This window comes from Pseudoflavonifractor capillosus, assembly GCF_016899775.1.
Classification (GTDB): Bacteria; Bacillota; Clostridia; order Oscillospirales; family Oscillospiraceae; genus Lawsonibacter.
Genome location: NZ_JACJJE010000021.1, coordinates 1 through 12,433, shown reverse-complemented (window position 1 = coordinate 12,433; position 12,433 = coordinate 1). Strand labels below are relative to the sequence as shown.

The 12,433-nt window shown below is 62.2% G+C and carries 15 protein-coding genes; 14 read left to right on the top strand and 1 reads right to left on the bottom strand.

Annotated elements, in window-relative coordinates:
- Position 1: 1 nt before the first annotated feature.
- From H6B31_RS08360 to H6B31_RS08350, 3 genes are all read left to right on the top strand, one after another.
- Positions 2-184 carry a hypothetical protein gene (locus tag H6B31_RS08360; protein ID WP_204898108.1) on the top strand — a complete coding sequence of 61 codons (183 nt, stop codon included), beginning with the start codon at positions 2-4 and terminating at the stop codon, positions 182-184.
- A gap of 347 nt (positions 185-531) precedes the next feature.
- Complete coding sequence (locus H6B31_RS08355) at positions 532-726, top strand: hypothetical protein (RefSeq protein ID WP_204898107.1); 195 nt, start codon at positions 532-534, stop codon at positions 724-726.
- Positions 716-1,438, top strand: coding sequence for a Bax inhibitor-1/YccA family protein (locus tag H6B31_RS08350; protein WP_204898106.1), 723 nt, complete (start codon positions 716-718; stop codon positions 1,436-1,438). Before H6B31_RS08355 ends, H6B31_RS08350 begins: the two co-directional genes overlap by 11 nt.
- Before the next feature lie 46 nt (positions 1,439-1,484).
- Here H6B31_RS08350 and H6B31_RS08345 read toward each other — a convergent pair whose 3' ends face one another.
- Entirely contained in the window at positions 1,485-2,027 is a 543-nt protein-coding gene (locus tag H6B31_RS08345) for a nitroreductase family protein (protein ID WP_087286723.1), read from the bottom strand.
- A 150-nt stretch (positions 2,028-2,177) separates the two neighbouring features.
- On the opposite strand from H6B31_RS08345, the gene H6B31_RS08340 reads away from it, so the two are divergent.
- The 11 genes from H6B31_RS08340 to hisE all read left to right on the top strand — a co-directional run bounded on the left by H6B31_RS08340 (position 2,178) and on the right by hisE (position 12,322).
- Entirely contained in the window at positions 2,178-3,767 is a 1,590-nt protein-coding gene (locus tag H6B31_RS08340) for an NAD(P)/FAD-dependent oxidoreductase (protein WP_204898105.1), read from the top strand.
- Positions 3,768-4,745: 978 nt separating this feature from the next.
- Positions 4,746-5,807, top strand: coding sequence for a histidinol-phosphate transaminase (gene hisC, locus H6B31_RS08335; protein WP_204898104.1), 1,062 nt, complete (start codon positions 4,746-4,748; stop codon positions 5,805-5,807).
- A complete protein-coding gene (gene hisB / locus H6B31_RS08330; RefSeq protein ID WP_204898103.1) occupies positions 5,804-6,391 on the top strand; it encodes an imidazoleglycerol-phosphate dehydratase HisB in 588 nt (195 codons plus the stop codon). Before hisC ends, hisB begins: the two co-directional genes overlap by 4 nt.
- A gap of 175 nt (positions 6,392-6,566) precedes the next feature.
- Positions 6,567-7,646: an ATP phosphoribosyltransferase regulatory subunit gene (locus H6B31_RS08325; RefSeq protein WP_204898102.1), complete on the top strand. Its 1,080-nt coding sequence runs from the start codon at positions 6,567-6,569 to the stop codon at positions 7,644-7,646.
- The gene (gene hisG / locus H6B31_RS08320) at positions 7,643-8,260 is read left to right on the top strand and encodes an ATP phosphoribosyltransferase (protein ID WP_204898101.1); all 618 of its coding nucleotides are present in this window, start codon (positions 7,643-7,645) and stop codon (positions 8,258-8,260) included. The genes H6B31_RS08325 and hisG overlap by 4 nt, the downstream gene beginning before the upstream one ends.
- A 10-nt stretch (positions 8,261-8,270) precedes the next feature.
- Entirely contained in the window at positions 8,271-9,557 is a 1,287-nt protein-coding gene (gene hisD, locus H6B31_RS08315; RefSeq protein ID WP_204898100.1) for a histidinol dehydrogenase, read from the top strand.
- Entirely contained in the window at positions 9,554-10,183 is a 630-nt protein-coding gene (hisH, locus tag H6B31_RS08310) for an imidazole glycerol phosphate synthase subunit HisH (RefSeq protein ID WP_204898099.1), read from the top strand. Before hisD ends, hisH begins: the two co-directional genes overlap by 4 nt.
- On the top strand, positions 10,180-10,893 hold the full coding sequence (hisA, locus tag H6B31_RS08305) for a 1-(5-phosphoribosyl)-5-[(5-phosphoribosylamino)methylideneamino]imidazole-4-carboxamide isomerase (RefSeq protein ID WP_204898098.1): 714 nt from the start codon (positions 10,180-10,182) through the stop codon (positions 10,891-10,893). Before hisH ends, hisA begins: the two co-directional genes overlap by 4 nt.
- Position 10,894: 1 nt before the next feature.
- Positions 10,895-11,653, top strand: a complete 759-nt coding sequence (hisF, locus tag H6B31_RS08300; RefSeq protein WP_204898097.1) for an imidazole glycerol phosphate synthase subunit HisF — start codon at positions 10,895-10,897, stop codon at positions 11,651-11,653.
- Complete coding sequence (hisI, locus tag H6B31_RS17700; protein WP_204898096.1) at positions 11,650-11,988, top strand: phosphoribosyl-AMP cyclohydrolase; 339 nt, start codon at positions 11,650-11,652, stop codon at positions 11,986-11,988. The genes hisF and hisI overlap by 4 nt, the downstream gene beginning before the upstream one ends.
- A 1-nt stretch (position 11,989) precedes the next feature.
- Complete coding sequence (hisE, locus tag H6B31_RS17695; protein ID WP_204898095.1) at positions 11,990-12,322, top strand: phosphoribosyl-ATP diphosphatase; 333 nt, start codon at positions 11,990-11,992, stop codon at positions 12,320-12,322.
- Positions 12,323-12,433: the final 111 nt, after the last annotated feature.

Genomic DNA, 12,433 nt, shown 5'->3' with positions numbered 1-12,433 from the left:
TTTGAAACAGCGGCCCCGCGCCTTTTGGCGCGTCCAAGCGTTTTTGCCTCCGGCAAAAACCTTGCGCCCGGGCGAATTGATTTCGCCCGGGAGTTTTGAAATCCCGGGGGCCCCGCAAAGCGCAGCTTTGTGGGGCGATCTGCTGGAGACCAGCCAGATGGATCTGTTCTCCATGTTCGGCTGAGCGGCGGACACCGAAGTGCTGGCGCTTCATCAGTCTGCCGGTTGGAGGGAATCACATCTCTATGGAAAATGAGACCCTGTAGGGCAGGGGCTTGCCCCTGCCGCTCTGTTCGGGGTATTGCAGGGACGCACCTGAGTGGGGACGCCCGTTCCTGCAAAAGGGCGAGGCGCCGTGGGCGGCGGATCGGCCCGCCCGGCCCCGTCCGCCTGCGCCAGGCTTCAAAACGGGGATCTGTTGGCCCGAAAATAAGGAAATTCCAGAAAAAACGTCCCAATGCAGCCCAAGAAAGAGATTGCCTTTCCCCGCCGTCCAGGGTATAATAAAGACGCTCGGAAGCTAGGCCATGTTTGAAAAATGTCAACATGCCCGAACAGCGAGTCTTTTTCCGCCATACTGCGTTGATATTCCTTGCAATACACAAAGTATTGCTGCGTCAAATCGCCTTGTCTGGCGAAAAATCCTTCGCTGTTGGGCAAATTTCCAATTTTCAAACAAGGCCTAATCTCACAGCTCTGGAAAGGAGTGTTTTCGATGAGCTTTGATCCCTATGAATTTGACCGGGACTACAGCCCCGCAAACCGGCGGGTGGTCACCGAAGGGGAGTATACCACCCGGACCTTCCTGTGGATGGTGCTGGGCCTGATGATTACCTTTGGCGTGGCGGTGGTGGGATGGATCACCAACCTGACGCTGTATGTGTATGTGTACGCGCCCTTTGTCCAGCTGGCAGTGCTGATTGCCACCCTGGTCATGGCCTATACCATGTCCGCCCGCATTGAGAAGATGTCGGTGGGGACGGCCCGGTCCATTTTTGTGGCCTTCTCCGCCCTGTTCGGGTTTACCCTGTCCATCTATCTGTATGTGTACCGGCTGGACAGCATCATCCTTGTATTCCTGGCCACGGCCCTGTACTTCGGAGTGCTGGCGGCCTATGGACATTTTACCAAGCGGAATCTGGCGGGCATCGGCCCCATCCTGTTTTCCGGCCTGATCTTCCTGGTGGTGTTTGGACTGGTGAGCCTGTTCATCCCGGCCCTCACCGCCTTTGACACCATTGTGTGCCTCATCGGCATCGCGGTATTCCTGGGCTACACCGCCTATGACACCCAGCGCATCCGGGAGTACTACCACTACTACGCCGGCTATCCGGATATGATGGAAAAGGCGTCCATCTTCTCCGCGTTGCAGCTGTATCTGGACTTTATCAACCTGTTTTTGTACCTGCTGCGCTTCCTGGGCAAGAGCCGCAACTGAACAAAAAAATTCCGGCACCGCGGTGCCGGGATTTTTTTCGGTCATGTTACCGCCAGGACAGGAGCACGTCCACGTCCTTGCGCTTGGGGGCGGGACCTACCTCCGCCGGATGTCCCACGGCGATGAGGGCCATCAGCTCCTGGTCCTGGGGGATCTCCAGGTAGGCCTGGAGGCGCTTGCGGTCGAACACCCCCATGATGACGGTGCCCAGCCCCAGGTCGTGGGCGGCCAGACAGAAGGTCTGGGCGGCGATGCCGCAGTCGTAGTACTGCCAGCCGTCCTCCCGGTCGGTGGTGAAGGTGCCGTCCCGGTTGTAGCCGCAGCGGTCTTTCACAAAGGTCTGGGCCACCAGCAGGGGAGCCCCCTTGATGATGTTGGGGTTGTTGGCTCCGGCCAGACAGTACTCCTCGGCGATGGTGTTTTGGACCGCCGGGTCCTCAATGGCCAGATAGCGGCTGATCTGGGTGTTTTTCCAGCTGGGGGCGTAGGCGGCCAGGGCCACCACCTTCTCCAGCAGCTCACGGCTCACCGGCTCGTCGGTAAATTTCCGAACGCTGCGCCGGGTGAGGATACAGGTCTGTGCGTCCATCAAAAAAATCCTCCTGGAACAATGATTGGGATGGGGTTATGGTAGACCGGAGCGAAACATTTGTCAAGGACAGGGGAGAGAAAAATTTCCGCTCCTCGCCCTTTTCAAGGGGCGGGGGGATATGGTACACTTACCCCTGGTGATTACATTATGATACGCATTCAAAATATTCCCCTGCCCGTCGGCGGGGATCTGGAGCTTTTACGCAGGCGGGCGGCCAAGGCCCTGGGGGTGCGCCCCGGGGCGATGGAGGAACTTATTCTGGTCCGGCAGTCCATCGACGCCCGGAAGAAGCAGGACGTGCACTACGTGTACACCGTGGACGTGTCCCTGAAAGGCGGAGAGGAGCAGGCGGTGGAGCGGGCCGGGAAGAAAAATATCTCCCTGGTAACCCCCAAGCCCTACGTGTTCCCGGAGGTGAAGCGCCGCTCGGGGACCATGCCCGTGGTGGTGGGGATGGGGCCGGCGGGGCTGTTCGCCGCCCTGTTCCTGGCCCGGAACGGCATCCCCTGCGTGGTGCTGGAGCGGGGCGAGGACGTGGATGCCCGCACCGCCAAGGTGGAGGGCTTCTGGGACGGGGGAGCGCTGGACCCCGCCTCCAACGTGCAGTTCGGGGAGGGGGGCGCGGGCACCTTCTCCGACGGGAAGTTGACCACCGGCACCCACGACCCCCGCATCTCAGCGGTGATGGACGCCCTGGTGGGGGCGGGGGCCCCGGCGGACGTGAAGTGGTCCCACAAGCCCCACATCGGCACCGACATTCTGCGCCAAGTGGTGAAGTGCATCCGCCAGGAGCTCATCGCCCTGGGATGCGACGTGCGCTTCGGCCATCAGCTCACCGGCCTGGAGACCGGGGAGGGGATGCTCACCGGCGTGTGCGTGGAGGGCCCCCAGGGGACGTACCGCCTGGACTGCGACGCCCTGGTGCTGGCCCCGGGACACTCCGCCCGGGACACCTTTGCCATGCTCCACGGGGCGGGGGTGCCTATGGAGCAGAAGCCCTTTGCCATCGGGGTGCGCATCGAGCAGGACCAGGCCGCCGTCTCCCGGGCCCAGTACGGACCCGCCTGGGAGCAGCTGCCCCCCTCGGACTACAAGCTGGCCTGCCACCTGCCCACCGGCCGGTCCGCCTTCACCTTCTGCGTGTGCCCCGGGGGAGAGGTAGTGGCCGCCGCCTCCGCTCCGGGACAGGTGGTGACCAACGGCATGAGCTACCGGGCCCGGGACGGGAAGAACATCAACGGCGGCTTTCTGGTGGGGGTGGGCCCGGAGGACTTTTCGGCCTTCGGCTCCGATCCCCTGGCCGGGGTGCGCTTCCAGGAGCAGTGGGAGCACGCGGCCTTTCAGCTGGGGGGCGGGAACTTTTTTGCCCCCGCCCAGCGGGTGGAGGATTTCCTCCTGAAACAGCCCTCTCAGGGGCCGGGGAGCATCCGGCCCACCTACCGACCCGGGGTGACCTGGACGGAGCTGGACCGGTGTCTGCCCCAGGCGGTGGCCGACACCCTGCGGGGGGCCCTGCCCCTGATGGACCGGAAGCTCCGCGGCTTTGCCTGCCCGGACGGGGTGCTCACCGGAGTGGAGACCCGCTCCTCCTCGCCGGTGCGCATCCTCCGAGACGAGACCCTCCAGTCCGCCCTCCGGGGTCTCTACCCCTGCGGCGAAGGGGCCGGGTATGCGGGCGGAATTGTGTCCGCTGCAGTGGATGGTATTCGGGTTGCCGAGGCCATCGCCAAGGGGTAATTTTGTTTTTGGGTATCTGATTTCGCCGCCTGGGATAGGGCCTTTTTCTAACAGGACCCAGTCCCGGGCGGCGAGTTACTTTGCCCATGGCGGCTCGTCGTCGCAAAGTCCGCTAAGCTCCGTTTCCGCCTAGCGGCGAAAACTGCGCCCGCTCCCTTGCTCCTCCTCTTCCTGGCGAACCCGCTACGCTGGGCTTCGCCGGGAGAAACGGGGGTTTCAGCAAAACGCCCCCGGGGTTCGCTCAGGATGAGCGCTCCGCGCTCATATTCGCTCACCTCGGACCCCATTTACGAGGTCCCAATTAGGCGACCTGGTCTGTCAACGCAAAGGCGCGGGTGTTCAGCTGATTGGGTTCCGTTCTATTACCGCTGCCGCTAAAGCTCCGGTGACCTTTGGGTGTGTGTCCTCCTGGCAGAAATCGCGCCTTTTTAGGCTGGTGGGGCTCAATTTCGGCTCAGAAAATCGGCGGGCGGCGGATAGCCGCCCCGGTAGCACAGATAGGAAACCCAGGCGCGGAAATTAGACTGCGTCAGCCGCAATTTTTGAAAACCCAGGGCCCTATGGCCCGGTGGGAATTTAGACCAACCACTCAAATTTTGCGCGCCGGAAGGTCACCACCCACCTAAAGTGGTAACCCCCGTAATGGGGTCCGGGGAAAGCGGCCTATGGACCTAGGCGGAGCGAAGCGCAGCCGTAGTCCATCGGACGCGTCCCCGGGGGCGCTTTGCCTACTTTGCCGCCCCTGGCAAAGTAGGTCGCCGCCCAGGATCGGGGTCGTTAGAAAAGAAAACTGTCCTAGGCGGCGAAATAACAGCACAGCCGAGGGAGGCGGAAGAGGGAAGCCTTAGAGAGGGACGGCGAAACGGAAGCACAGCTTAAAAAACAAATTCCCCCTTGACAAGACTATCAGAGTGGCGTATTATTACATCATCACTTTAGCGAACTAATGAAATAGAACATAAAAGAGGAGGGCGCACCATGTCCCAGTTTTTCAGTGGTCAACTCAGCCAGCTGGCCCCCTACACCCCGGGGGAGCAGCCTAAAGATAAAAACTATGTGAAGCTCAACGCCAACGAGTCCCCCTATCCGCCCTCTCCCGGCGTGGCCGCGGCGCTCAATGCCCGGGAAGTGGCCGGGCTGCGGCTGTACTCCGACGCCACAGCCACGGAGCTGAAAACCGCCTTGGCCAATCAGTACAGGGTGGGGCCGGAGAACGTGTTCGTGTCCAACGGCTCCGACGAGGCGCTGAACTTTGCCTTCCTGGCCTACGCCACCGACGGCCGGGGGGCGGCCTTCGCCGACCTCACCTACAGCTTTTACCCCGTGTTCTGCGACCTGTACCACATCCAGGCCGACGTGATCCCCCTGAAGGAGGACTTCACCCTGGACCCCAGAGACTACTACGGGCGGAACCAGACCGTTGTGATTGCCAACCCCAACGCCCCCACCGGCCTGGCCCTGAGCCGGGACGAGATCGAGGGGATCGTGAAGGCCAACCCGGACAGCGTGGTGGTCATCGACGAGGCCTATGTGGACTTCGGCGGGGAGAGCTGCGTGCCCCTCACCCAAAAGTACCCCAATCTGCTGGTGGTCCAGACCTACTCCAAATCCCGGTCCATGGCCGGGGCCCGGTTGGGCTACGCCATCGGGGACGCCTCCCTCATCCAGGACCTGGAGACCATCAAGTTCTCCACCAACCCCTTCAACGTGAACCAACTGACCATGAAGGCGGGGGCGGCCGCCCTGGCGGAGCAGAGCTACTACGACGAGAACTGCAAAAAAATCATGGAGACCCGGGACTACACCACCCGGGAGCTGGAGAAGCTGGGCTTTAGCGTGCTCCCCTCCAAGACCAACTTTATCTTCGCCAAAAAGCCCGGGCTGGCCGGAGCCGCCCTCTACCAGGGGCTGAAGGAGCGGGGGGTGCTGGTGCGCTACTTTGACAAGGACCGCATCCGGGACTATAATCGAATCACCATCGGCACCCGGGAGCAGATGGACATTTTGCTGGAAAAAGTAAGGGAGCTGCTGCAAGTATGAGAACAGCCCAGATCACGCGTAAGACCAACGAGACGGACATTCAGCTGTCCCTGAACCTGGACGGGAGAGGGGAGAGCTCCATTGAGAGCGGCGTGGGCTTTTTGGACCACATGCTCACCCTCCTGTCCCGCCACGGGCGGATGGACTTGGAGCTGACGTGCCGCGGCGACACCTACGTGGACGACCACCACACCGTGGAGGACATCGGTATCGCCCTGGGGCAGGCCTTTGACCAGGCCCTGGGGGAGAAGCGGGGCGTGAAGCGCTACGCCTCCCTGTGCTTGCCCATGGACGAGGCCCTGATCCTGTGCGCCGTGGACCTGTCCGGCCGGGGCGGGTACTATGAGGACCTGGATATCCCCACCGAGAAGATCGGCACTTTCGACACCCAGCTGGTGTACGAGTTCATGGAGGCCTTCGCCGTCAACGCTAAGGTCACCCTCCATATCCGGAAGCTGGCCGGCCGCAACTCCCACCACATCGTGGAGGGGGCCTTCAAGGCCCTGGGCCGCGTCCTCCGGGAGGCGGTCTCCCTGGACCAGCAGTTCAAGGACGAAATTCCATCCACCAAGGGGATGCTGTGAGACATTCGGGAGATTCCGGCGGGGATGCGGGCGGTTTTGGAACCCGCCCCTACGAAATCCCTGACCTGGTTTCGGCTTTATCTGTAGGGGAGGGGCTTGCCCCTCCCGTCTCCCAAGCGGCCTCCGCTCTACAGGCGAGACATTTCAAATTCTGTAACGTGAATTAGGAGTACCTATGTTAGAAGAACAGCTCAACCAACTGTACGAGGGCTACGGCTACCGGAAATTCCGCATGTCCAAGTTTGAGGACTACGACCTGTACGCCCAGAACAAGGACTTTTTGAAAAAGGGCCACATCATCACCTTCACCGACGTGGACGGCTCCCTGAAAGCCCTGAAGCCGGACATCACCCTGTCCATCATCAAGAACAACAGCGGGGACAGTGAGAAGGTCTACTACAACGAGAACGTCTACCGGGAGATGGGGGGCACCTTTAAAGAGATCCTCCAGGTGGGGGTGGAGTCGGTGGGCCAGATCGACCCCTACGCCGAGGCGGAGGTCATCGCCCTGGCGGCCAAGTCCCTTGAAATTCTGTCGGAGGACTATGTGCTGGACCTGTCCGACGTAAGTTTCATCCGCTGTCTGCTGGGGGGGATGAACCTGTCCCAGCGGGACCAGGAGCAGGCCCTGACTCTGATTTCCCAGAAGAACGCCCCGGGCATCCAGGCCATGGCCGACCGGGGGATTTTGACCGCCCAGGACGCCCAGGCCATCCAGGAGCTCATGGGCATCTACGCCCCGCTGAAGGAGGGCATCGCCCAGGCGGGGCGGCTGGCCCGGGATAACCAGAGCTGGGAGATTTTAAGGCAGCTGTCCGTCACCGCCTCCATGCTGGAGGCCTTCGGCCTCAACGGCCGCATCCGCCTGGACTTCTCCCTGGTGAACAGCATGGACTACTACAACGGGGTCATCTTCCAGGGATTTCTGCCCAATATCCCCTTCCCGGCCCTGTCCGGCGGGCGGTACGACAACCTGCCCCGGAAGATGGGCAAGCAGGTGGGGGCCATCGGCTTTGCCCTGTACATGGGCCGCCTGGAGCAGTACTTCTCCCAGGAGCGGCAGTATGACGCCGACCTGCTCCTCACCTACGGGCCGGACGCAGACCTGGCCAAGCTGGCCGCCTTTGCGGAGCAGATCCGCTCCAAGGGCTGTACGGTCCGTTGCGAGCGGGAGATGGGCCCTAGCGCCCCTGTGCGGTGCCGGACAAAGGTCCGCTACTACGACGGCCTCAGGCCGGAGGAGGTGTCCCTATGATCCAGGTAGCCCTGCCCAAGGGGAGATTGGGTGAAAAAGCCTATGAGACCCTGGCCGCCGCCGGCTATGAGTGCCCCTCCATTTTGGAGAAAAACCGGAAGCTGACCTTTGAAAACCCGGAGAAGGGGGTGCGGTACTTCTGGGTCAAGCCCTCCGACGTGAGCATCTACGTGGAGCGGGGGGCCGCCGACGTGGGCATCGCGGGAAAGGACATTTTATTGGAGTACCGCCCCGACGTGTACGAGCTGCTGGACCTGAACATGGGCAAGTGCCGCATGTGCGTGGCCGGTCCCGAGAACTTCTATGACGACCCCAACAAGACCCTGCGGGTGGCCACGAAATTCCCCCACATCGCCGGGGACTACTACGAGTCCCGCTCCCGGGACATCGACATCATCAAGCTCAACGGCTCCATCGAGCTGGCCCCCATCCTGGGCCTGTCCGACGTGATCGTGGACATTGTGGAGACGGGCAACACATTAAGGGAGAACCACCTGGCCCCTCTGGAGACCATCGTGGACATCAGCGCCCGGTTTATCTGCAACAAGGTGAGCTATAAGTTCAAATACCAGGAGATCCTCGCCATGCGGGACGCCCTGGCCAAGAATTTGTGAGGTGTGCCCCATGATGAAGATATACGACCTTAACCAGGTGCCGGAGGAGAAAATTTTTGCCCGCCAGGAGGAGGCGGTGGACGTATCCGCTCCGGTGGCGGACATCCTCCGTGCCGTGAAGGAGCGGGGGGACGCGGCCCTGCTGGAGTATGAAAAGCAGTTCGACCGGGTGGAGCTCTCCGCCCTGGAGGTGACTCCCCAGGAGCTGGAGGAGGGGGCCGCCCAGGTGGACCCGGAGTTTACTCAAATCCTCCGGGAAGCCGCCGAAAACATCCGCGCCTTCCACGCCAAGCAGAAGCGGGAGGGGTTTCTCATGACCGAGCGGGAGGGGGTGGTCCTGGGTCAGAAGATCACCCCTCTGGCCCGGGTGGGCATTTACGTCCCCGGGGGCACCGCCGCCTACCCCTCCACCGTGCTCATGAACGCCATCCCCGCCCACATCGCCGGGGTGGGGGAGATCATCATGGCCACCCCACCCGGCCGGGACGGGAAGATCCGCCCGGCTATTCTGGCGGCGGCCAAGCTGGCCGGGGTCACCCGCATCTTCAAAATGGGGGGCGCCCAGGCGGTGGCCGCCTTGGCCTACGGCACCCAGAGCGTGCCCAAGGTGGACAAGATCGTGGGCCCCGGCAACGCCTATGTGGCCGAGGCCAAGCGTCAGGTGTTCGGACTGGTGAACATCGACATGATCGCCGGCCCCTCCGAGGTGCTGGTCATCGCCGACGGAAATTCCAACCCCGCCTGGGTGGCCGCCGACCTGCTCAGTCAGGCGGAGCACGACAAGATGGCCTCCGCCGTCCTAGTCACCGACTCCCGAGAACTGGCCCAGGCCGTTTCCCAGGAAATTGAGGCCCAGCTCCAGACCTTGGAGCGGGAGGAGATCGCCCGGGCCTCCATCGAGGCCAACGGCAAGATCATCGTGGCCCGGTCGCTGAAGGAGGCGGCTGCGGTGGCCAACCGCATCGCCCCGGAACACCTGGAGCTGTCAGTGGACAACCCCTTCGACTACCTGGGGCTCATTCAGAACGCCGGGTCTATCTTCCTGGGCCGCTACAACCCGGAGCCCATGGGGGACTACTTTGCCGGGCCCAACCACACCCTGCCCACCATGGGTACCGCCCGGTTCTACAGCCCCCTGTCGGTGGACGACTTCATCAAAAAGTCCCAGTTCAGCTACTATACCAGGGAGGCCCTGGAAAAAGACTACCGGAAGGTGAGCCGCTTTGCCAAGGAGGAGGGCCTCACCGCCCACGCCCGGGCGGTGGACATCCGCTTTGAGAAGGAGGGGGAGGCATGATCGCCATCATTGACTACGGGGTGGGCAACCTGTTCTCCCTCAAAAGCTCCCTGGGGGCCATCGGGGAGGAGGCGGTGGTCACCCGGGATGAGCAGATTCTGAATCAGGCCGACCACATCATTCTCCCCGGCGTGGGGGCCTTCGGCGACGCGGTGGAGAAGCTGCGGGACACGGGGATGTTCCAGGCGGTTCTCAACCAGGCGGCCAAGGACAAGCCCATTCTGGGCATCTGTTTGGGCATGCAGCTGCTGTTCCAGAAGTCCTTCGAGTACGGGGAGCACGCCGGTCTGGGCCTCATTCAGGGGGAGGTGCGGGACATCCGCACGGTGATCCCCCAGAATCTGGCCGTCCCCCACATGGGGTGGAACGGCCTCCACTTCCCCAAGGACAAGCCGAGAAGTCCCATCTTCGCCGATCTGGCGGAGGGAGAGCATGTGTACTTTGTCCACTCCTTCGCGGGGTTTGACTGTAAAGGTCAATGCACTGCCACCACGGAGTACGGCGCGGAGCTGACGGCGGCGGTTCAGAACGGCAACGTGTACGGCACCCAGTTCCACCCGGAGAAGAGCGGGGAGACCGGCCTGAAAATTTTGAAGGCCTTTTGCAGATTGGAGGGGAAGGCATGATCCTGCTTCCGGCCATTGATCTATACGACGGAAAGGTGGTCCGCCTGACAAAGGGGGACTACGCCCAGATGACCGTCTACCGGGACGACCCGGCGGCTCAGGCGGCGGACTTCCAGGCCGCCGGGGCCAAGTGGCTCCACACCGTGGACCTGGAGGGGGCCAAGGACGGCACCACCCCCAACTTCCCGGTGATTGCCGCCATCTGCAAAAAGACGGATTTGAAGGTGGAGATCGGTGGGGGCATCCGCAGCCTGGACACCATCCAGAAGTACCTGGACGCCGGGGTGTCCCGGGTGATCCTGGGCACCGCCGCCGTCACCGACCCCAAGTTTTTGGAGCGCGCCCTGGCCCGCTTCGGCAGCCAGGCGGCGGTGGGGGTGGACCTGAAGGACGGGGCCATCGCCATCAAGGGCTGGAAGGAGACCGCCCCGGAGCGGGCCGAGGATTTCTTTACCCGCCTGTGCGGCCTGGGGGTCAAGACCGTCATCTGCACCGACATCTCCAAGGACGGCATGCTGGGAGGCGCCAACGTGGAGCTCTATCAGACCCTCTCCCAGCAGTTCCCCCTGGACTTCATCGCCTCGGGCGGTGTGTCAAGCATTTCTGACTTACAGAATCTGAAAACTCTGGGCCTGTACGGGGCCATCCTGGGCAAAGCCCTGTACACCGGGGCCCTGGACCTGAAAACGGCTTTGAAGGAGGTGGAGTGAGATGGTGACCAAGCGGATCATCCCCTGTCTGGACATCAAGGACGGACGGGTGGTGAAGGGGGTCAACTTCTTAAACCTCCAGGACGTGTCCAACCCGGTGAAGCTGGCGGACTACTACTCCCGCTCCGGGGCGGACGAGCTGGTTTTCTATGATATCACCGCCTCCTTTGAGGGAAGAAAACTCTTTACCGACATTCTCACGGCGGTGGCCTCCACCATCTTCATCCCCCTCACCGTGGGGGGCGGCATCAACAGCCTGGAGGATTTTGAGCGGGTGCTGTCCTGCGGGGCGGACAAGGTGTCCGTCAACTCCGGGGCCATCAAGAACCCGGAGCTCATCGGCCAGGCGGCCAAGCGTTACGGAGACCAATGCGTGGTGCTGTCCGTGGACGCCAAGCGGGTGGACGGCAAGTACCACGTGTTTTTGAACGGCGGCCGGGTGGACACCGGTCTGGACGCCCTGGAGTGGATTCGCCAGGGGGTGGACCGGGGCGCCGGGGAGGTGGTGGTCAACTCCATCGACACCGACGGGGTGAAGCAGGGGTTTGACCTGGAGATGCTCCGGGACGTGAGCGAGATTGTCCACGTGCCGGTGATTGCCTCCGGCGGGGCCGGGGGCGTGCAGGACTTCGTGGACCTGTTCCGGGAAATTCCCGACATGTCCGCCGGTCTGGCGGCCAGCATCTTCCACTTTGGAGAGGTGGCCATCCCCGATTTGAAGCAAGTGCTGCGGGAGAACGGAGTGTGCGTGCGGCTATGATGGACTTGGATACCTTGAAATTTGACGACCGGGGGCTCATCCCTGCCATTGTCCAGGACGCGGACACGGGAAAGGTGCTCACCCTGGCCTACATGAACCGGGAGTCCCTAAAAATTTCCCTGGAAAAGAAGCTCACCTGCTTCTGGTCCCGGTCCCGGCAGGAGCTGTGGCTCAAGGGGGAGACCAGCGGCAACTACCAGCACATTGTGGAGCTGCGGGCCGACTGCGACAAGGACGCCCTGCTGGTGCGGGTGCGCAAGGACGGACCCGCCTGCCACCTGGGCACCGACTCCTGCTTTGACGGAAATCCCATTTATGAGAGCGAGGAAGATTGACATGGAAGAACAGTTCAGCTACGAGGGGCTCTATCAGCTGCTCCAGGAGCGCAACGCCCAGCGGCCGGAGGGGTCCTACACCACCTACCTCTTCGAAAAGGGCCTGGACAAGATTTTGAAGAAGGTGGGGGAGGAGTGCACCGAGGTCATCATTGCCGCCAAGGCGGAGGACCACAAGGAGACGGTGTACGAGATTGCCGACCTGGCCTACCACGTGATGGTGCTCATGGTCCAGGCGGGCATCTCCCTGGACGAGGTGAAGGCGGAGCTGGCCAGCCGCCACGTCATCGACCACAAGGTGAAGCAGGAAAAGATGGCTTCCGACTTTTCCTGACCTACTTTTCTGAAAAGAAAAGTAGGCAAAAGAAGGGCCCGTCGCAGAATTGAAAAATTCTGCGGCGGGTTTTCTTGCGTCTAAGGAGGGCAGAAGAATGGAAATTGCCAT